This window comes from Acinetobacter sp. MF4642, assembly GCF_002018925.1.
Lineage (GTDB): Bacteria > Pseudomonadota > Gammaproteobacteria > Pseudomonadales > Moraxellaceae > Acinetobacter > Acinetobacter johnsonii.
Window position 1 is genome coordinate 41084 of the sequence record NZ_MVON01000014.1, and the last position, 22169, is coordinate 63252.

General features: G+C 41.5%; 16 protein-coding genes and 1 pseudogene. 7 read left to right on the top strand and 10 right to left on the bottom strand.

Annotated features, from left to right (window positions below):
• Positions 1 to 65: 65 nt before the first annotated feature.
• The 3 genes from MF4642_RS09400 to sbmA all read right to left on the bottom strand — a co-directional run bounded on the left by MF4642_RS09400 (position 66) and on the right by sbmA (position 3381).
• On the bottom strand, positions 66 to 929 hold the full coding sequence (locus MF4642_RS09400; RefSeq protein WP_078426032.1) for a hypothetical protein: 864 nt from the start codon (positions 927 to 929) through the stop codon (positions 66 to 68).
• 59 nt (positions 930 to 988) lie between these two features.
• Positions 989 to 2041: a hypothetical protein gene (locus MF4642_RS09405; protein ID WP_078426033.1), complete on the bottom strand. Its 1053-nt coding sequence runs from the start codon at positions 2039 to 2041 to the stop codon at positions 989 to 991.
• A 143-nt stretch (positions 2042 to 2184) separates the two neighbouring features.
• On the bottom strand, positions 2185 to 3381 hold the full coding sequence (gene sbmA, locus MF4642_RS09410) for a peptide antibiotic transporter SbmA (RefSeq protein WP_078426034.1): 1197 nt from the start codon (positions 3379 to 3381) through the stop codon (positions 2185 to 2187).
• Positions 3382 to 3830: 449 nt separating this feature from the next.
• On the opposite strand from sbmA, the gene MF4642_RS09415 reads away from it, so the two are divergent.
• Positions 3831 to 4025: a hypothetical protein gene (locus MF4642_RS09415; protein ID WP_004694700.1), complete on the top strand. Its 195-nt coding sequence runs from the start codon at positions 3831 to 3833 to the stop codon at positions 4023 to 4025.
• A gap of 461 nt (positions 4026 to 4486) precedes the next feature.
• On the opposite strand, the gene MF4642_RS09420 is transcribed toward MF4642_RS09415, so the two are convergent.
• Both MF4642_RS09420 and MF4642_RS09425 read right to left on the bottom strand, forming a co-directional pair.
• Complete coding sequence (locus tag MF4642_RS09420; RefSeq protein ID WP_078426035.1) at positions 4487 to 5272, bottom strand: 3-hydroxybutyrate dehydrogenase; 786 nt, start codon at positions 5270 to 5272, stop codon at positions 4487 to 4489.
• A 37-nt stretch (positions 5273 to 5309) separates the two neighbouring features.
• Positions 5310 to 6734 (bottom strand): GntP family permease, encoded by a 1425-nt coding sequence (locus tag MF4642_RS09425; RefSeq protein ID WP_078426036.1) that lies wholly within the window; start codon positions 6732 to 6734, stop codon positions 5310 to 5312.
• 576 nt (positions 6735 to 7310) lie between these two features.
• Here MF4642_RS09425 and MF4642_RS09430 point away from each other — a divergent pair.
• The 4 genes from MF4642_RS09430 to MF4642_RS09445 all read left to right on the top strand — a co-directional run bounded on the left by MF4642_RS09430 (position 7311) and on the right by MF4642_RS09445 (position 10422).
• Positions 7311 to 8192 (top strand): LysR family transcriptional regulator, encoded by an 882-nt coding sequence (locus MF4642_RS09430; RefSeq protein WP_078426037.1) that lies wholly within the window; start codon positions 7311 to 7313, stop codon positions 8190 to 8192.
• 235 nt (positions 8193 to 8427) lie between these two features.
• Positions 8428 to 9132: a CoA transferase subunit A gene (locus MF4642_RS09435; protein ID WP_004694710.1), complete on the top strand. Its 705-nt coding sequence runs from the start codon at positions 8428 to 8430 to the stop codon at positions 9130 to 9132.
• Between the two features lie 2 nt (positions 9133 to 9134).
• Positions 9135 to 9782, top strand: coding sequence for a CoA transferase subunit B (locus tag MF4642_RS09440; protein WP_078426038.1), 648 nt, complete (start codon positions 9135 to 9137; stop codon positions 9780 to 9782).
• A gap of 253 nt (positions 9783 to 10035) precedes the next feature.
• Positions 10036 to 10422 (top strand): carboxymuconolactone decarboxylase family protein, encoded by a 387-nt coding sequence (locus MF4642_RS09445; RefSeq protein WP_004981378.1) that lies wholly within the window; start codon positions 10036 to 10038, stop codon positions 10420 to 10422.
• A gap of 98 nt (positions 10423 to 10520) precedes the next feature.
• On the opposite strand, the gene MF4642_RS09450 is transcribed toward MF4642_RS09445, so the two are convergent.
• The 5 genes and pseudogenes from MF4642_RS09450 to gabT form a co-directional block, all read right to left on the bottom strand.
• Entirely contained in the window at positions 10521 to 12686 is a 2166-nt protein-coding gene (locus tag MF4642_RS09450) for a TonB-dependent receptor (protein WP_078426039.1), read from the bottom strand.
• A 94-nt stretch (positions 12687 to 12780) separates the two neighbouring features.
• Positions 12781 to 13872, bottom strand: a pseudogene (locus MF4642_RS09455) (PQQ-binding-like beta-propeller repeat protein); the annotation flags it as partial.
• A 53-nt stretch (positions 13873 to 13925) separates the two neighbouring features.
• On the bottom strand, positions 13926 to 14858 hold the full coding sequence (locus MF4642_RS09460; RefSeq protein ID WP_004637176.1) for an IS5-like element ISAha1 family transposase: 933 nt from the start codon (positions 14856 to 14858) through the stop codon (positions 13926 to 13928).
• Positions 14859 to 15186: 328 nt separating this feature from the next.
• Complete coding sequence (locus tag MF4642_RS09465; protein ID WP_078426050.1) at positions 15187 to 16635, bottom strand: NAD-dependent succinate-semialdehyde dehydrogenase; 1449 nt, start codon at positions 16633 to 16635, stop codon at positions 15187 to 15189.
• A 16-nt stretch (positions 16636 to 16651) separates the two neighbouring features.
• Positions 16652 to 17914: a 4-aminobutyrate--2-oxoglutarate transaminase gene (gene gabT / locus MF4642_RS09470; protein ID WP_078426040.1), complete on the bottom strand. Its 1263-nt coding sequence runs from the start codon at positions 17912 to 17914 to the stop codon at positions 16652 to 16654.
• 578 nt (positions 17915 to 18492) lie between these two features.
• On the opposite strand from gabT, the gene MF4642_RS09475 reads away from it, so the two are divergent.
• Positions 18493 to 19995, top strand: a complete 1503-nt coding sequence (locus tag MF4642_RS09475; protein ID WP_078426041.1) for a PLP-dependent aminotransferase family protein — start codon at positions 18493 to 18495, stop codon at positions 19993 to 19995.
• A gap of 413 nt (positions 19996 to 20408) precedes the next feature.
• Positions 20409 to 21854: an amino acid permease gene (locus MF4642_RS09480; protein ID WP_010326144.1), complete on the top strand. Its 1446-nt coding sequence runs from the start codon at positions 20409 to 20411 to the stop codon at positions 21852 to 21854.
• Positions 21855 to 22169: the final 315 nt, after the last annotated feature.

Here is a 22169-nt window from a genome sequence, read left to right on the forward strand (position 1 = left end):
GCCAATCAGCCTGTTATGGAACTGTAAAATTACCGTGTAGTTGAAGAAAAATTAAATCGCCCAATTCAAGAGATTTCCCTATCTAACTCAGCAGTTTCAAATGCAGTGAGCTGTGGGTGTATGGTCGGACAGTCATTCCAAAACCAATAAAAATAACCGTTGGGGTCAAGCAAAGTATGCATTTGAATCGTAGATTGACTACTTTCGCCCTTCCAACACGCTAAAGCAGCATTACGGTTATTGTGTAAATCGATAAATTCAGGAGCAACTTGCTTTGGCATTTCAGGAATATAAAGTGCGTCACCATGTTCTACCCACAAATCAGCCAAGTAAATTTTTTGGTCTTTTGGAAAATATCGTCCTGCTGAAATCACCAACGGCAAATGATTGAGATCGGTCGAAGCAAACACATGCGGAAAGTCATGATGCTCTAAGTCTGTGACGACAAAGGGATATAAGGTTTTCGCGGCTAGATTGATTTGAATTGGGTCATAAGGAAAAAAATGACCCGCCAACATGCCATATTGATATTTAATTTGAGACAACTTTTTCTGCGTAGCCTGCACCTCTATCGCCTGTCCAGCTTTCACCAAAGTCATACCAAAGGCGGCAGCTGTTTCAGACGTGGCTTTGAGTGGCATAAACTCAAAAGAGTTTCCCGCGAATGCTAACTGAGTCTGCTCGCCCCAATGGGTTTGGATCGTTGCTATTTCTTTGGGTACATCATAAACATGTCCCATACTCATATGGGCGTTGGTTGAGGATACTTGAATCAGTTCAATACCAGTTGATACATCGGCTAAATACTTGGGTGTTCCGCCATTGTTGTAAAAATAAGGCTGAGCTGAAATATCAACGTCTATTTCTTGCACGGTCTGATCCAGCAAAGGCGCAGTAAAATAGGTGGTTGGTGTTTGGACATTACTCATGATGTATTTCCTTTGGTTGATGTGCTCACATGAAGTGCGGTCGCAAACAGCCGAAAATCTTACTTCATTTGCTTGAGCATATTTTTAGCACCTGTATGGTTATGGTTTTTGGCTAAGTTCTGCAAAACATATTTTGCCTGCCCTTTAGGGTTGGAAAAACGACTGCTATAACTTGGAATACCCGTTAAACAACGTGCAACTAATATGCCCGATTCGGTATAGACATTTGAGGCATCCGACCCCGGCAAACGACCATAGTTATATGCGCGTTGTGCACTGTTACAGGCAGCGACTTGGTTGCGTCCACTGTTAATATCACGGCGTGCAGACACATACAGTTTGGCCTGTTGCTGCTGTGGTGTTTCTACAGTTTTGGGAGCTTTAGGTGGTACTTCCACTTTATTTTCTTTTTTAGGCTCTACTTCTTTTTTGCTTTCTTCCTCTTTCTTCACCTCTGCCTTGGTGGCAGGTGCCTTCGTCACCGTTTTTTTGCTTGGCGTAATAGGGGTCATACTTCGTGGTGCTGACTCAGTCAGTACTTTGCTTTGTAGATTCACCACACGAGTATCATTTGAGTTAGGCAGTTTGCGTTCAGACAATGCCTCAATACTCACCAGCCACTGTTCGCCATTATTGAGCTGGCAACGAAAAGCACCCGTACCCTGTTTTAAACTGTTATAGGTGCGAAGTAGTTTTTTCGCCCACGGATCTTTCACTAAGCTAAAACTACTTTTTTGTGTTTGAGTAAAACGCCCACCATGGGCTTGGCAATACTGACTAAACATGCTGCGTGGATATAGCACCTCGATATCTTTTTCATTTTTTACGCCTACCGTGTGATACACGTATTCTTTGCTGTTTTTATCGGTATCATTAATTTTTCGTTCTACGATTAGTTCTTGTGGTGATGCAATATTTGTAAAAGGTGCTTGTGCTATATTTCCCAGACTGGTACAGCCCTGCAACACACTCCCCAAAACCCCAAATACACATAAAATTTTATAATTCACTACGACTTTACTCTTAAACACCCGCATAAAAACATTAGCGGAAAGCTCATAAAATAACAAACTTAAACAACTGTTTTTATTATTTATTTTAGCCTGACGCACACATCATTCTGCTTTGTTTTATGACAACTTCAACAACATTTCATAAATTTAGCTTGAACCACAATACAAAAGTTACAGACAAAACGATGTTTGAGCACATAAAAAACCTGCCTTGAAAGGCAGGTGAGATACATCAAAAATATTTAGTCATCCAAAGTCGATTCAAAAGCTTTTAGACGCTTATAAATTGAGAGCAGTTCGATAATGGTTGGCCATGATGCAATCAAATACTGAAATGACTCCCTAACTTTGCCAAAAACATTCAATATCTGTGTGAGTAAGCCTAAAGTCACTAGCCCTGCTGCAATACTTGGAAAAAGAACAAATAGTCCATAAATATTATCTAACTGCATATACCATATTCGTACTAAATTAAAATATGCATAATGAAAATACAGTCGGAAATAGTTTTTACGTACACCACTGAATAATTGTTTCAGCGTGGCAGGTTGAGCACGGTCTACGTGGTCTTCCCCATACACCAACTCTTTACGATAGGCTGCTTCGACTTTTTGATTATTAAATTCTAAACCAGGTAATTTATAACCAACCAACACTAAAATGAGTGTTCCTAATAAAGCCCAACTTATAGCAGCCCAAACCAAAGCATATGGAATAGCCCCCACAATTGGAATTGCCTTTACATGGCTCGACAGACTAAACAACACTGGCAAAAAGGCAATCAACGTCATTAACGCTTCAATCAAGCTGACCCCTAAACCTTCTAAAGTTCTTGCAAAGCGCATGGTATCTTCTTGAATACGTTGCGATGCCCCTTCAATGTGCCTTAACTTATTCCAATTTGAAGTGTAATAGTCATTCATCGCAGTGCGCCAACGGAACACATAATGGCTCACAAAAAATAAATTTATAACAGCAAAAGTAACGTAAACCATCGCAACATAAATAAAAGTTAAAATACCTTTATAAAGCTGATTCACATCGCCGCCGCCATTACTCAACATTTCTTGGATCAAGTCATAAAAAGGGTTATACCAAGCATTTACAACAACACTGACCTGTACACCAAACCAGATGTTGAACAGAATAAATGCGGACCCCCAAATCGACCAGCGTTGCCATTTATTGTCTGAGACAAAACGCCAAAATAAGGCAAAGAGTGTTGTCGCTATAAAAAACCAGAGATAGAACCACAGAAAAGACGGAGACCAAAAACGGCTTACCCCAATAGCTAATTCAGCCGTTGCATATCCTTGCGGCCAACCTATGGCGCTTCCCCATGTATTTCCCCCTGTGTACCACAGTACGACATTAATCACTGACCAAAATAATACCGAAATGAAGAACCATCTAGGGTTTGGGAAAAATGACTTAAACATGAACGATATATATCCCTTTTATGTTTCAGGTATGCAATCCGTGCATACTAATCCTTATTTCTTAATTTAGTACAATCGCATTACAGCAAGTTTGTACACTTTACTTATCTTTATTGGGTTATACGTTATTTGATTTGTATGCCCCTTCACAAGAGCTCAGGACATTATTTTCCGACTTGATCAGTCACATAACAATCAAAATAAATTATTTCAATAACTTATGAAAATACAAACGGACTTGGCCTCAGATTTAAAATAATATTTTATTGCTTATAACTTTTAGGTTTCAAACTGAAAAATTGCTTAGGATTTAAAACGAGTGCAATGACGGTATTTCTCTGACAACCATATGATTACTTGTTGATTTTATGTATAAAAGAATGAAGTTTGCACATTTTAAAATGACTTCATGCTACTATCTTTTCATTAAAAACTATTGGATCTATGACATGGAAACCCTAGTACTTGAACTGATCAAACCACTCACACTGACAAAAGAAGACTTTCCACCCATTAACTTTGAAGAAGGCACTGTGCTCAAAGTTCTCATGAAAACACCTACTGGTTACTTGGTAACGGCAGATTCTCGTTTTAATTTTACGGTGTCTTTTGATGATGAAAATCAAGTGTGGCAGAAGCTGTAATTTGCAATGCTCTTTAATAAAAGAATAATCCATTCAATAAGATAAAAATAAAAATCCATCTTTTTTTATTGATTTAAAACTGATTATTTTTATTAAAATTTAGTTTTTTATACCCAATCAGCAAATGAAGCCGTGCTGAGAGTTTTCTGTAACTATGGATTTTGTGATTTCTAGGACTCATTTGTAGCATCGTTATGCATTCATTTTCTCTTTAATCTATTGATTTAATTACTCTACATTAAGCCCTTCATCCTTGGTATTTAAAATAATGAACTATAAATCAGAAAAAGAGAAAGCGTTTAGAACGCATTGCTTTGGCCTGTAACTCTCTATTCAGCGTCTCATTCACAGAACTCACCACTTATTTAAACCTAGATATTTCTGTAATACCTATCGCTATAAAAAAGCCCCAGATACGAACATCCGAGGCTTCTCAATTTTTAAACGTGTGCTGAGCTAAGTTATTGCGCGGTATAACCACCGTCCATCACCACGGCTTGACCAGTTACACCGCCCGCCTTATCACTGGCAAGAAAGATCGCATAATCCGCAATTTCTTCTACACTCAGTAAGCGTTTTTGCGGCACCATCGCCAAAATCACATCTTCTAATGCACTTTGCTCACTGACATTTCGGGTTTTAGCCAAGTCATGAATTTGACCACGTACCAACGGCGTGTCGACATAGCCCGGACACAGAGCATTTACGGTGATGCCATCTCGTGCGCATTCTAAAGCCGCAACTTTGGTCAAACCAATTACACCATGCTTAGCACTGTTGTAGCCAGCCTTGCCAGCAAATCCAATTAATCCATTAATCGAAGCCATATTAATCACGCGACCAAACTGCTGTGCTTTCATGATTGGAAATGCGTACTTGATGCCAATGAACGACCCCACCAACATGACATTAATCAGCTTTTGGTAGACTGCGGTTGGAAAGTCTTCAATGACAGCAACATGCTGAAAACCCGCATTATTGATGAGGATGTCCAACCGCCCATAGGTTTTCTGAGTCAGTTCAATCGCAGCTTTATATGCCTCTTCATCGGTCACATCGCAAGGCGCAGACAATGCTTCAAAGCCTTGCTTTTGAAGTTCCGCCACAGTTTCAGCACACTTCTGGGCATTCATATCAGAAATGACAACTTTTGCACCTTCACTGGCAAATTTCTTTGCAATTTCATGTCCAATACCACTGGCTGAACCTGTAATAAATGCAACTTTATCTTTTAACAGTTGACTCATGATGTACTCCGTTGTCTTCTTTTTTCATTCCAAAGTCTTAAACAATACCAAACCAAGTAAAGGCAGCAATGGCAACAAATACCGCGATGGTTTTAATAATCGTGATGGCAAAAATATCTTTATAAGATTGTTTATGGGTTAAACCTGTCACAGCAAGTAAGGTAATCACGGCGCCGTTATGCGGTAAGGTATCCATACCGCCAGATGCCATTGCAACAATACGATGCATAACTTCAGGTGGAATTCCCATGGCTAGAATCGCAGCATTGTATTGATCGGCCATCGCACTGAGGGCGATACTCATACCACCAGAGGCTGAACCTGTCACACCCGCCAAGACTGTCGTGGTGACTGCACCATTGACCAGTGGATTGGTAAAGGTATTGCCCAATGCATGACTAATGATCGCAAAGCCCGGTAAGGCCGCAATGATCGCACCAAAACCGTATTCAGATGCGGTATTCATCACTGCAAGTAAAGACCCGCCAATACTGGCATTGACGCCATCTTTGAAGCCGGTATAGACACGGCGGAAGTCAAATGAAATTGCCGCGATAATGCCCACAATTAAGGCTAAACCCACAGCCCAAATGGCAGAGGTTTTGGCAACATCGACGGTGTAAGCTGCAAGTCCAATGGCATTGAAATCAAAACCGTTTGGATACCATTCTTTAATCGCAGTTGATAAATACTTATTGGTCACGGCAACTAAAATGAGGGGTACAAAAGCCAACCATTGACGTGCGGTAGAACCATTTGATGTTGTATCTAAGTTTTGTTTAAGTTGTTGTTGCTCGGCTTCTGTCAGCTCAATACCTGTAGCATAGCCATCACCATTTCGAGCGGCTACACGGCGACGCCATTCTAAATAGCTCAAACCTGTAGCAAGAACAAATACACCACCAATCAAACCAAGAAACGGCGCTGCATAAATATCTGTACCAAAAAAGGTCGTCGGTATAACGTTTTGAATTTGCGGGGTTCCCGGCAAGGCATCCATGGTAAACGTAAATGCACCAAGGGCAATGGTTCCCGGAATCAAACGCTTTGGAATATTGGCTTGTCTAAAGAGTTGATTTGCAAATGGATAAACTGCAAAGACCACCACAAAGAGACTGACGCCGCTATAAGTTAAAATTGCACCCAACAGCACAACGGTTAACATCGCATTTTTAGAGCCAATCAGGTTCACAATAGTTTTGGCAATGGATTCGGCAATCCCTGACATTTCAACCACTTTACCGAAGATGGCACCGAGTAAAAACACCAAGAAATAATCTTTAATGAACCCAACCATTTTGGGCATAAACACGCCTGAATAAAAAGGCAAAACGTTAGCAGGGTTAATCAGTAAAACCGCTAACAGGGCACAAATCGGTGCCATAAGAATTACGGAAAAACCTCTGTAGGCTGTATACATCAGTAGCCCAAGAGACAATAAAATTACACCTAAATCCCACATATTTTTTACTCCATCCTTAAAGAAAATATGTCTTGATGTGCTGTGATATTAATGACTAATGATGTCAAATCTAGTGGAGTCACAGTGCAATCAGCCTGTGCGGAAAAACCAAATACGCATTCATAGACCGTCTATTTCCCTCATGACGAGATGTCTATTTGCACTCTGATCTATGTACTATATTTATCCATCAGAGCATTAATATTTCAGCTTATTGGGTCAGACTATAATGCATATAAACCCACACATTGTTTGAAAATAATCATTGAGTAAGAAGAAAAATTGATTAATATCCAAGCCCTAGCAAGACTGATAAAACTAATTGCATCAAGTTAAAGGTAAAATTTCAAAATCGCACGAAATGACCAATTTTTATATTTTTCATTCAGTTAAAACATATTTTTACAGACTATCATGCTGTTCGACTTATACTGCTTTGACGACTTGATAAAAATGACACCCACTTCCATCACTTGATCTGTTTTGACCGTCTGTTGTATTTTTCATGTAAACCATTTGAGAAAAACACGTTCATTTTCATTCAACATCGTGTTGCATCATTGCTCAGGGAAGCTCATGACACTCAAACAATTAAAAGCCTTTTTGGTCCTTGCACGTACGCTTAATTATGCCAATGCAGCCAATGAACTATGTCTGAGCCAATCCGCTCTTAGCTTAAGCATTAAAACATTGGAAGAAGAACTGGGTGGAAAACTGTTTAAACGCAACACGCGTCGGGTAGAAATCACCACTGAAGGTCAATCTCTTATTCCCTATGCCAAAAAGCTTCTGGCCAACTGGGAAGATATGGAAAAAGATGTCAAACAGCGCTTTAAACTCAACCGTGGCACTTTAAATATTGCCTCAATGCCCTTTGCCACCCATGCGGTACTCCCCGCAGTGATGCATGATTTTTCACAGTTGCACCCTAACATCAGTTTTTCCATCCATGACATCACCAATGAAAAAATCATTGAAAAAGTTCAAGAAGGCATCTTTGAAATTGGCATTTGTTTTGAACCCAAGGCCAATGATCAACTGATTTTTCAGCCTTTATTCAATGAAGACTTTTTGGCTCTATTGCCCAAACACCACGTCTTAGCCAAACAAAAAAGCGTGACATGGCTTGAACTGTGCTCTTGTCCATTTGTGACCTTACAAAACCCCTCGATTATTCGGCATGTGATTGAGGAACATTGTGCTGCGCATCAAGTGGTGTTGGACTTGAAAGTCGAATGCCACCAAATCAGTTCCCTTTCACACTTTGTTGCCTATGGTATGGGCGTCACTGCTATTCCACGGCATTTCCAAAAATTCATCGACCTTGAAAAAAATGTGTTGGTTGAAATTGAGGACAATCAAGCGCAACTCGCGGTGGGCATTATTTATAAAAAAGATTATGAACTGTCTAACATGTCGTCTCAATTTATTGAGACCACACTTTGGCATCATTTCTAAGCTAAATTCTCCCTTTCTCTAGGCGAAACTGAAGCTAAACCTTTATAGTTCAAAATAAACTGTATGATTATTTGCATAGCTTTCGCACATGCTTTGACTCTTCTTTTATCTATTTTTCTTTGTAAATATTCTGCATTAATGAGTTTTTCTTATTATACGTTAGAAAGATTCAATTTCTAAAAAGTGCAGCGCAATGCTAAAAAAATAACAAGCAAGGAAGATCAGGAAATAAAACATGAATAAAGTCGTCGCAAATGCAGCCGAAGCATTAGCTGATGTAGTTGCCAATAATCAAACGGTTGCCGTGGGTGGTTTTGGCCTCTGCGGTATTCCAGAAGCATTAATTGATGCCTTAAAAGATACAGGTGTCACAGGTTTAACCTGTATTTCGAATAATGCGGGTGTGGATGGCTTTGGTTTGGGTAAATTATTAGAAACCAAACAAATTAAAAAAATGATTGCCTCTTATGTCGGTGAAAATAAAGAGTTTGAGCGTCAGTATCTCAATGGTGAACTTGAAGTTGAGCTTACTCCGCAAGGTACGCTCGCAGAAAAACTACGTTCAGGCGGCGCAGGTATTCCTGCATTTTTCACCCAAACAGGTGTAGGCACCCTCATTGCCGAAGGTAAAGAAGTCCGCGACTTTGATGGTCGTCCGCATATTTTAGAAATGTCCCTTACTGCGGACATTGCTTTAGTGAAAGCCTACAAGGCTGATAAAGCGGGCAACTTGGTATTCCGTAAAACAGCACGTAACTTTAACCCTGACTGTGCCATGGCAGGCAAATTCACCATTGCCGAAGTTGAACAAGTGGTTGAAATTGGTGAAATTGATCCAGATGACATCCATTTACCGGGTATCTACATCAACCGTGTGGTACTGAACGCCACCCCCAAAAAGCAGATTGAACAACTGACCATTAAAGCAGAGGAAGCTTAGTCATGGCTTGGACACGTAATGAAATGGCGCAGCGTGCTGCCCTTGAACTCGAAGATGGTTTTTATGTCAACTTAGGTATTGGCTTACCGACTTTAGTGGCCAATTATCTGCCAGAAGGGATCAATGTTTGGTTACAGTCAGAAAATGGCTTACTCGGTATTGATGAATTTCCAACCCGTGATGCAGTTGATGCAGACTTGATTAATGCAGGAAAACAAACTGTCACCGCACGTAAAGGGGCTGCATTTTTCTCAAGCTCAGAATCCTTTGCTATGATTCGTGGTGGTCATGTCAATATTGCTATTTTAGGTTCAATGGAAGTCTCTGAAACAGGCGACTTGGCAAACTGGATGATTCCGGGTAAAAAAGTCAAAGGCATGGGCGGTGCAATGGACTTGGTTTCTGGCGTACAAAAAGTTGTGGTTCTGATGGAACACTGTGCCAAAGATGGCACACCAAAAATCGTGCCTCAATGTACCCTACCACTCACGGGTAAAGCTGTCGTCAGCCGTATCATTACTGACTTAGGCGTGATGGATATCACTACTGAAGGTGTGAAACTAGTTGAACTGGCACGCGATGTAAGCCTAGAACAAATCCAGAAAGCGACTGGCTTAGCACTGATCATCAATGATTTTAAAGCCGCTTAGTACAAAACGACATCATTCAAAGCAGCTTCGGCTGCTTTGTTATTGAGTTCAATCAAAAAGGTTTTCAGTTCCAATAGGCATTTTTATAGCCTTTCAATCAAGTATAAAAACCATCATCAGCTTGATCAAGAGTATCTCTATACTTCCAAATATATTGAAGGATGACTATAGCGCACATCTTTTTAACCCAAATAGCTGATGAAAAACTAAGCCGCTCGGCTACTATATTTGCATTCCACATTCAGAGGTTCCCATGTCACAACAAGATTATGAAAATGGTTTAAAAGTTCGCACAGAAGTCATGGGCGAATCTTTTGTTAAACGTGCTCAGGACAATACTGTACCTTTCACCCAACCTTTGCAGGACTGGATTAATGAACATGCTTGGGGCTCAACATGGCAACGTGAAGGTGTTTTACCGCGTAAATATCGCTCGTTAATTACCATTGCATTTTTGACGGCACAAAAGAGTCCAACTGAGCTGAAAGGTCACGTTCGCGGTGCGCTAAATAACGGTGCAACGGTAGAAGAAATTCAAGAAGTCCTTTTACACAGTTTGCCTTATTGCGGCGCACCTGCGACTCAAGAGGCGTTCCGTGCTGCACTGGAAGTGATTCAGGAATATCAAAGCAATTCATAAATAGATTAAGCACCCATACAAAAGCGTCTTTTGCAGTCGTATGGCGCGATTCATCTGGTTTGGCTATGCTGCATTTTTGCTTAGCCAAACCATTTTCATTAAAAGGCTTTGGTTACACTCATGCCAACGCTAAAGTTTCGGCCATCGGCAGGTTCAAAGAAGCGACTATTGCCGTCATTCACAATCACTGAGCCAACATAGTTACGGTCAAACAGGTTATCGACTCGGGCATAGCTGTTTACTTTCCAGTCACGGTTTACCCATAAATAGCCGACATTTGCAGCCACAACGGTATAACTTGGCGCAGTATCTGAGTTGATATCATCGACATAAATTTTATCCATATAGCGTGCTTCTAAGCCGGCTTGAAAGCCCCTCTCTGGTTGCCATGCAATACGGGTAAACACTTGATTTTTGGCAATCCCGGGAATCTTATTTCCTTTATTAATGGCTTTCGCATAAGGTTTTGTTGAATCATCTGGATTCGCTATTTCTGCTGTATAACTATCAAATTCAGCATCGATATAACTAAAGCTAGATTGAATATTGAGTTCTTTCCAAATCGTTTGTTGCCATGAAAGCTCTAAACCTTGTCGTGTGGTTTGATCTGCATTACGAAAAGTCGCACGACCATCACGTGTTCCCGCTGTCACTATATCGTTTTCTGTATCTGTCTGGAAAATAGCAAAAGTGAAGAGCCCGAATGGATTCTGCGACTTTAGACCCAGCTCATAGTTATCACTACTTGCTGCTTTTAACGCAAAATTCATACCCGATTTCGAAGGATCAGTGTTATAAGCCATTTCGGTAAAGGTTGGCGTTTCAAAGCCTTTGCCATAACTGGCATAGGCATAAATTTCAGGTAAAATTTCCCAGCCTAAAGCTACAGAAGGCAATAATTTTTGATAATCCGTTGAACCACTGTCATCACCATTTTTATCAAGGATGTAATGATCATCTGACTCATAATGTACATTGCTATAGCGTAAGCCTGTATCAAGATGCCATGTGGGTAAGAATTGCCATGAGGCCTGCACATATGGATCTAAATTCCACAGGGTATTATTTTCATTTCGGCGTAAATCACCTTTCACGCCAAATGTACCTGCATGATTATAATTATTATAGCCTTTACGATCTTCGACCATGCGGTCTAAAGCCACACCGGCAACCAAGGTTGTATTCGGTAAAAGCGCTTTACCCGTCCAACGGAAGTCCGCACCATAATAATCTCGGTCAAAATCAATCACACCACCAGCATGGCGAGGGTTTAATTGTGATGTATTCTCAATACATTCCCCTGTCGTTTTACTTAACGTACATTTAGGAATCGACTGATATTGTACGACTTGTCTGTTGCCCAAATAGAACATGCTATACAACTCTTGCTGATCATTCAGCGGCTTAGTCCACGTCAGCCCTGTTTGGGTTTGTTCAATTTCTTTACGCACATTATAAGTATTGGTACGGTCATTCACTTGTTTCGGATTAGCTTTCCACTGCTCACGACTGAGACCTTGTGGGTCGTCAGCATCAATATCGACACGGTTCATCACCCAGTTGATTTTACTGCCATCGTCTAAGTTCCATGTTAGTTTGGCATTATTCAGTACTTTTTGTGCTGCACTATGGTCTCGAAAACCATCGGTATCAAAATAAGAGGAACTAATCACATAAGCGGGTTGATTGGCCTGTTCAGAACCCCCTTGTAATTGGATATTGGCTTGTTGCTTATGGTGGCTGCCTGCATTTAGACCCACTTGAATTGAGTCTTTGCCTTGCCCTTCTTTAGTCTCAGTCAAGATGGTTCCACCTGATGAGTTACCATATAAAGATGAAAATGGCCCTGTCACTACTTCGATGTGATCTAAACTATTGAGGTCAATATTGGAACTTTGCCCTTGACCATCAGGCATGGTCGCAGGAATACCATCGACATACATCCGAATGCCACGCACGCCAAAAGTCGAACGAGCGCCAAAGCCACGCATCGAAATCTGTAAGTCTTGCGCATAGTTTTCACGGTTATTAATTTGTAAGCCTGCAACCCCTTGTAAAACTTCGGATAGGTTCACATTGGCATTGTTTTGTACTGTAGCCGCTTGGACTTTTTGAATGGATGCAGAAGTCGATAACAACTCGCTATCGGTATGTACCGCTTGGACGGTGATGACAGGAAGTTGATATTCTGTCGCTTCTGCATAAGCATGCATAGATTGTAAAATAACCGCTGTCAATAAGGCTTGTTTAAAAGGCGCAGGCATCAAATAAGTTAATCGCACAATATTTCCTTGCTTGTTATTACCATAAAAATGGGAAGCCTATCATCTCGGCAGGCTTCCCATACAATAAAACGTTTTAATCGGCTAAGCTATACGCAACCACATAATCACCATGATCAGGCGACTGACGTGCCCCACCTGCGGAAATGACCACATATTGCTTGCCTGTTTTTGGAGAAATATAGCTCATTGGTGTACCTTGGCTACCTACGGGTAAACGCGCTTTCCATAACTCTTCACCATTAGATGAATTGAAGGCGCGCAAGTAGAAGTCTTGTGTTGCAGCAAAGAACACTAAACCACCTTGAGTTGCCATTGGACCACCAATAGTTGGCATACCAATCGGCGCTTTTAAGCCCATTTTGATGCCCATTGGACCCGTATCTTCAACCGTACCTAAAGGCACTTGCCAAGCCACTTGACGGGTTTTCATATCAATCGCCGTCATGGTTCCGAAAGGTGGTTTTTGGCATGGAATGCCCAATACCGACATAAAGCGGTTTTTATTCACTTTATACGGTGTACCCTTCATTGGCACTGCGCCCATACCAGTGTTGACCTTCTCTCCGCCACTGGCTTCAAGTTTTAAGTCTTCAGGCGTTTGTTTAATCAGCTGAATCCACAGACCTAGGCGCATGTCGTTGACAAACATATAACGATGCGTTGGGTCAAATGCGATACTGCCCCAATTCATCCCACCCAACGAACCCGGAAAACTTAAAGATATATCAGAACCCGGTGCAGTAAAGAGACCGTCATAACGCATCGATTTAAAGTTAATACGACACATCAACTGGTCAAATGGCGTTGCGCCCCACATGTCCGATTCAGTCAAAGTTTGATTGCCAATTTGTGGCATTTCAACTGAACGTGGCTGAGTTGCACTGTATTGCTCATCAGGAATATCTGCAGCTTTGACAGGTTGTTCAATGACTTTGGTTAAAGGCTTGCCTGTCACACGATCGAGTACAAAGAACTGACCAGATTTAGTGCCAATGACGACAGCAGGTTTGGTTTGCCCATTTTGCATTGGAAAATCGACCAAGCTTGGCTGTATGGGTAAATCGAAGTCCCAAAGATCATTGTGAACGGTTTGATAAACCCACTTCTCTTTACCTGTGGTTGCATCCAAAGCCAAAACAGAAGAATTGTACTTATGGTCTACAGGTGGCTTTGTTGCACAAACATTCAAAAGCTAAACTTCTTCCAAGTTATCTAAATTTAAGTGGCAACTTGGGTGTGAGGTCGGCCTAAATCTGTAAATTTATTTAATACGGCCACACGTGCATGAATCTCATTGACTTGGCTTTGAAAGTTTCTCGCACGGAGTTTATCGCCTAATAATTTGATGCAATGCATCTTGGTTTCTATCAGACTTCTGCGATGATAGCCTGACCAATTTTTCCATATTGTTCTTCCTAAACGTTTAACTGTTCGAAGTAATTCATTTCGCTCTAGCGAGCTGGTCTTTGTATCTTTCCAAGGTTTCGCATTTTTTCTTGGCGGAATCACCGCATGTGCTTGTCGGTCTGCAATTACTTGACGGCATTGCTTGGTGTCATAAGCCCCATCAGTATAGACAGAGTCAATCTGCTCATCTTGTGGAATCTGATCGAGTAAATCACCAAGCACTTGTGAATCACTCACATTATTTGTAGTGAGTTGAATAGCGCGTATTTGAAGGGTTTCAGCATCTATACCAATATGAAGTTTACGCCATTGGCGACGATATTCAGGTTGGTGTTTCTTACGCTTCCATTCACCTTCGCCTAGAAACTTTAAGCCAGTAGAATCGACGAGTAGCTGGAGACCATTACTGCTTTTTTGATAGTTAATTGCAATATCAATATGCTTTTGTCTTCTACAAATGGTTGAATAATCCGGTGCTGTCCAATCTAATCTACAAAGATGAATGAGACTTTGCACAAAGCCAGTGACCATGCGTAAAGAAAGACGAAATAAGGATTTGATCATTAAACAGCATTGGATGGCTGTATCTGAATAAGTTTGATTTCGACCATGTTTACCTTTGGGTTGAGCGTACCATTGCGTCTTGGGATCAAACCAAATTGAGAGATTTCCTCGATTTATTAATGCACTGTTATAAGAAGACCAATTGGTTGTACGATAGATTTTAGGTGTGGGCTTATTCATTTGAGAATTATATTGTGGAATAAGCCTTTAGAGATAGGTTTGTGCAACAAAGCCTATGAAAGCATATAAATATTTTAAATAGGCAATCAGGTGATTTAATTGATACTTCTTTACAGCGTGCGACACAAGCTATCATGAAAAATAATGACTTTAGTGATCTTATTTGGTTGATCAAACACTACCCCGCAAAACTATAAGTTTCAGGGTCAAACCAATATTAGACCTTGCAATATTTTAAAATAGATCGACTCTTTCCCAATATACACCCATAAAAAATCAGCCTTGAATGGGCAAGGCTGATTCTTTAACTGATGGTTACTGGACTAACTTAAACAGATAAGTCTACGCACAAATATTTCATTTCGAGATATTCGTCGATACCAAATTTAGAACCTTCACGACCTAAGCCAGACTGCTTCACACCTCCAAACGGAGCCACTTCATTTGAAATCGCGCCAGTGTTGATGCCAACCATACCGTACTCAAGCGCTTCACCAACACGCCACTGACGTGCTGTGTTTTGGGTAAACAAGTAAGTTGCTAGACCAAACTCTGTGTCATTGGCCATTTGCACTGCTTCTTCTTCGGTGTTGAAGCGGAACAATGCAGCCAATGGGCCAAATGTTTCTTCTTTCGCGACTTTCATCTCTTGCGTCACTTCGGTTAAAAGTGTCGGTTCAAAGAAAGTACCACCTAAGCTTGAACGTTGACCACCGGTTTTAACCTGTGCACCTTTGCTAATGGCATCGGCAATATGCGACTGTACTTTTGCAATCGCAGCTTCGTCGATCAAAGGCCCTTGGGTTGAAGTCTCAACTCGACCATCACCGACTTTTAAGTTGGTCACAGCAACCGCTAATTTTTCAACCAAAGCATCGTAAATACCGTCTTGTACATAAATACGGTTGGCACATACACAGGTCTGTCCGCTATTGCGGAACTTGCTGGCCATAATACCTTGTACCGCTTGCTCAAGATTGGCATCATCAAAAACCAATACTGGTGCATTACCGCCTAATTCTAAAGACAGTTTTTTGATGGTTGGCGCACATTGTTGCATCAAGATACGACCGACTTGAGTTGAACCGGTGAAGCTCAACTTTTTCACCGTGTCGCTTTCACACAATGTTTTACCCACTTCGCTTGAATCACCACTGATGTGTAATAACACGTCTTGTGGCAAACCAGCACGCAGTGCTAACACTTCTAAAGCATAAGCTGTTAAAGGCGTTTGCTCAGCAGGTTTCACAATCATTGAACACCCTGCTGCAATGGCAGGTGCTGCTTTACGTGTGATCATTGCTGCGGGGAAGTTCCACGGCGTAATTGCTGCCGTAACACCAATCGCCTGTTTGATCACCAACAAACGCTGGTTCGGCAGTGTTGGTGTTAAAACTTCACCATCGATACGGCGTGCTTGTTCAGCAAACCAACGAATAAATGAAGCAGCATAGCCAATTTCACCACGTGCTTCAGCTAAAGGCTTACCTTGTTCAGCAGTCAAAATCTGAGCCAATGACTCTTTATTTTCCTGCATCAAATCAAACCAAGCCCAAAGCACATCAGCGCGTTGTAGAGCTGTTTGTGCTTTCCACGCAGTTTGTGCCTTTTGAGAACGAGCAATCACTTGCTCAACTGACGCGCGGTCATGGGATTTCACCCATGCCAAAGTGTCATGTGTTGCGGCATCTTTGACTTCGATGTAACCGCCATTTTCAGGCATATCAAAACGAATATCTGGATGCTGTAATAAATCTTTATATTGCGCTTGAAGCATCATCATTACTCTTCAATTATGCTGCAGCAGAAAGTGCAAAACCTTGTTTTAAAATGTTTAAGCCAGCACGGAATTGTTCTGCAGGAATCGTTAAAGGATATAAGAAACGGATCACATTACCATAACGACCACAGGTCAAAATAAGCAAGCCATTTTGCATTGCATAGTTTTGAATTGCTTTCGCTTGATCCGCCGTTTCCAACTCAATCGCGACCATTGAACCCAACGCACGAATTTCTTGGACTGTAGACGAAGACTGTTTGAGTTCATTCAGAACTTCAACCAACTCTGCGCCCAATACATTTGCACGTTCGCAAAGACCTTCTTCTTCAATCACGTCCAGTACGGCATGCGCAGAAGCTACAGCCACTGGATTACCTGCATAAGTACCACCTAGACCACCTGGGTTCGGTGCATCCATCACTTCAGCACGGCCAACCACACCAGAGATAGGGAAACCACCACCAAGGCTTTTCGCCATCGTGATTAAATCGGCTTTGGTTTCATAGTGTTCCATGGCAAATAACTTACCAGTACGTGCAAAGCCTGTCTGTACTTCATCTGCAATAATCAAAATACCGTGTTGATCACATAGCGCACGTAAACGCTTTAAGAATTCAGCTGGAACAACGTTGAAACCGCCTTCACCTTGAACAGGTTCAAGCACAATAGCGGCTACATCATGTGCCGCAATATCTTCTGCAAAAATGTCTTCAATGCTTTCAATCGCAATATCTACAGTAATGCCTTTTGACTCTACTGGGTAGCGTGCATGGAAAACACCTGAAGGCATCGCACCGAAGTCACGTTTGTACGGTGCAGTTTTACCCGTCATTGCCATCGTCATAAATGAACGACCGTGGAAACCGTTACCAAAAGTCACAATACCGTGACGACCTGTGTAAGAACGTGCAATTTTCACTGCATTTTCTACAGCTTCGGCACCAGTAGAGAAGAATGTTGTTTTTGCTTCACCAGCAATTGGCGCACGTGCATTAATACGTTCAGCCAAAGAAACATAGCTTTCATACGGTACAACTTGGTACGCTGTATGGGTGAATTTAGTCAATTGTTCAGTAACAGCAGCAATAATTTTAGGATGACGGTGACCTGTGTTCAGTACCGCAATACCACCCGCGAAGTCAGTATATTGATTCCCTTCAGCATCCCAAATGGTGGAATTTTCTGCTTTCTCCGCATACCATTGACACATGACACCAACGCCACGAGGAGTCGCTTTTAGTTTACGTGCGTTCAGTGCAGAGTGTTTACTGTCCATTTTGTATCCTCATTCTTGATTCATACATTTATAAAATTTCAGCGTCCCGATCATGCTTTTTGCTGATTTACAAAGGACGTGGGGTTTATTGCATTTTGCGCTTTTATTGGCACTAGACGAGAGCCACTTTTCATCAGACAGATGGAGCCAATTCACCCGACCCCTTTATAATTATTTCACACATAAAATATTTATTTATTAAAAATTAATAATTTAAAAATTATAAATTAAAAAAAGGCATACTTATACAAGAGGGCCATTACGGTATTCAACCGAATCACCCAAAATGCTAAAGAAGCCCAAAATTCAGCAAAGGACTAGGCTAACCTAGAAACCATTTATATCCTTCTTTAGGCTTTTCTAATTGTATTTTCAAGCCGTTGCATTCGATTATGTAAATCATCTAAAAAAACTTTTGCTTTGGATGCGACTTGTGTATATTTCCAGCCCCTTAGTCGCGGGCATTTGCTCCCAACGTCTACAAGCGAAATGCTTTACAACGGCTGCCTGACGAGATAATTTTGCATTTATGGTAATCGCTCACGAAAAGCCATTTTAATATTGTAGGAGAGAGCCAATTGCGTAGCTTGCTTGGAGATTATTTACTGCAACGATTACAGCAAGATATTGACGGAACCCTACAATTGCGGTTGTTTCGCTGCTTACGCAACGCCATTATTGACAGTGTGCTCGCACCCAAAACTCGCCTACCTGCATCGCGTGATTTGGCCAAAGAAATTAAAGTCTCGCGCAACACCGTACTCAGTGCATATGAACAATTACAAGCACAAGGTTATGTTGAAGCACGTACAGGCCAAGGCACGTGGGTGGCTGAAAAACTGCCTGAATCCTTTTTGGTCAAAGCTGAAAATACCAATAGTCAAGCTCAAGAAAAAAAGACCCAGCAGAATTACAATTTATCGCAACGTGGTTCCTATCTCATTGGCTATTCAGCTGCATCACCTTACCAATGGGGCGCGTTTGTGCCCGGTGCACCTGATGTCACAGAATTTCCGCACCATATTTTTAGCCGTATTCAGACCCGCCTCAGCCGTGAACCCGAAATTAACAGTCTTATTTATAGCAATGCGGGCGGTTGTTTAGAGCTGCGCCAAGAACTGGCAGAATACCTCAAAATTGCGCGTTCGGTGCAATGCGATGCAGATCAAATCATTATTACTGAAGGGACACACCAGGCGATCGATTTGGTTTCACGGACCTTAAGTGACCCAGGCGATGAAATTTGGATTGAAGATCCTGCTTATTGGGGGGCACGGAATATTTTACGCATTAATGGCGTGAATCTACGCTCCTTACCTGTCGATCAAGAAGGCATTATTCCTGACCTAGACCCAAAAACCCCGCCTAAACTGATTTTTGTAACGCCTTCACATCAGTACCCTTTAGGCTCTCACTTAAGCTTAGAACGTCGTAAACAATTGATTGCCATCGCGCGCCAGCATAAAAGCTGGATTGTGGAAGATGACTATGACAGTGAGTTCCGCTTCTCGGGTCAGCCCTTCCCTTCTTTGCAAGGTTTGGAACCTGATGCACCTGTCATTTATATGGGAACCTTCAGTAAAACCATCTACCCTGCGTTGCGCATTGGCTATTTGGTGGTCCCTAAAAAGTTGTTTTCACCACTGCGTATTGTGGCATCGGAACTATATCGGGGCGGGCATTTACTGGATCAAAAAGTCTTGGCAGAGTTTATCCGTGAGGGCCATTATGAAGCACATATTCGTCGTATGCGTTTACTCTATAGCAAGCGCCACGCCTTTTTAATCGACCTGATTACACGTCATCTTGGGGCAGATTTCCTGCATGAATACAATACCGCTGCTGGTTTACATTTGATTTTAAAGCTGCCGAGCAACATGGATGATGTGTTGATTGCTAGCAATGCACTTGATCAAGGCGTAAAAGTTCGAGCACTGTCACAATACTATACCAAGCATTATTCAACACGGCAGAAAGGACTACTATTGGGCTTTGCCTGTGTCCGTGAACAAGAAATATTGGTGGCTTTTGGTGTGTTACTCAAATGTCTGCGAAATGCAGGAGTTCGTACGCTGAGTTGATTATTTTTATAAATTAGATACTTAAGTTTTTTAAAACCATTCGACTTGCGACTAAAGCAGCAGTTACAAAGCTAAGTTTTGCTGCTTCATTCTATAAATTATTGAGATGAGAGTAAACATTGGCTCCCCAGCTTTTCACATTTTAGCTGCAATTGGCTCCTTCCAAATGCTAAAAAATGGCTCTCGTTTACTGAGAACAAAAAAGAGAGATTAGGTGCATACATAAACAACATGTAACCGTTTTGTAGCCAAAGTGTGATTTTTCACGCTTTGACAGAAATATCAGATTTATTCATTTTTGCCTTAATAATAATAAAGCCTCTGATCATTCGGTTACAGTTTTAAAGGATGAGTAGTCCGAAAAAGGCTTTGCCCCCTTTTGAAACTACCTCCTTAAGATTAAGGAAAATTATATGGAAGCACCTAAACAAAGCGCTGTGCCGGATGCATCTCAGGGCTTAAAAAATGGACTTAAGTCGCGTCATCTCACCATGATCTCGATTGCAGGTGTCATTGGTGGTTCACTGTTCATCGGCTCGGGAAATGTTATCTATTCAGCAGGCCCTGCTGCAGTTTTGGCCTATGCGTTTGGTGGATTACTCATTCTGTTAATCATGCGTATGCTAGGTGAAATGGCCGTTCTCAATCCAGACAGTGGGTCATTTTCAACCTATGCAGATCGTGCCATTGGGCGTTGGGCTGGTTTTACCATTGGCTGGCTGTATTGGTGTTCTTGGGCTTTGCTGATGGGCTGGGAAGCCTATGTCGCAGGTAAAATTCTCAACAGTTGGTTTCCCTTTATCCCAATCTGGGGTTACATGCTGGTCGTAATTGTGTCCTTAGTTTTGGTTAACTTACAAAATGTCAAAAACTATGGTGAATTTGAGTTTTGGTTTGCACTCATCAAAGTAATTGCGATTGTGATTTTCTTAGTGATTGGTAGCTTGGCTATCATGCATTTATGGCCATGGGGTCAAGCAACTGCATCAGGAATCACGCATTTAACTGCGGACGGCTTCATGCCGAATGGTTTCTCGGCAGTCATCACCGCCTTACTCGGGGTTATGTTTGCCTACATCGGTGCTGAAATTGTTACGGTTGCGGCGGCAGAATCAGAAAACCCTGCCCGTGAAATCCGTAAAGCGTCTAACTCGGTGGTTTGGCGAATTATGTTGTTCTATGTCGGTTCAATGTTTATTACCGTATGCCTAATTCCACATAACAATCCACTATTAAAAGATCCAACGTGGGGAACCTATAGTGTGACTTTGTCAGCACTTGGCATTCCAGAAGCAAAACACATTGTTAACTTTGTAGTCCTGACCTCGGTATGTAGCTGCTTTAACTCGGCACTCTATACCTGCTCACGGATGTTATTTTCACTGTCCAACCGTGGCGACGCACCGAAAAGCTTTGGTTCAATCAACCGTAATGGTAGTCCGTGGATGGGCGTTCTGGTCTCGTCATTATTTGCTCTGGTCGCAACGTACCTTACTGCAACTGAAAGTATGAATGTCTATGACATCTTCATGTTAGCAACAGGTACAGCAGCGTTGTATGTCTACTTGACCATTGCCTTCTCACAATTACGTATGCGTAAAAAATTAGAAGCCGAAGGACAAGTGATTGACTTTAAAATGTGGTTATTCCCTTGGCTCACTTATCTTGCCATCGCATTTATCATTGGCGCACTCATTACCATGCTTGTGGAAGGCACCTACTTCAAAGAAGTGACTTACACTAGTTTACTTGCTCTGTTTATTGTTGGATTGGGCATCTGTGCACAGAAATTTAACTGGGGAAAGCATGCTCAAGATAAGCCTATGAATACTCAGGCGGACTTGACCAACAATCTGTAATGTTAAACTAATGTCAGATTGAGCAAAATTCAACATACACTAAAACCAATGGCCTCCCAGTGAAAGCCATTGGTTTTTTAGGCTAAACTCAGCAATAAGTTCAATTTTTACTCAAATGTTAGCCACCGTTTTTATCTATCTTTCTGTATTCATATTCTAGAAAACTGTCAGCCTGTTTGATATTGCAGAGCCCTTTCAGAAAAAAATTTTGTATAGATTGCCGCCTCACTTTTAAGTGCTTTCACTATTCCCTTTATTCTAATAATTTTTATATAACACTTGAATAAAAAGCAAACGATTATCATTTACAGATCT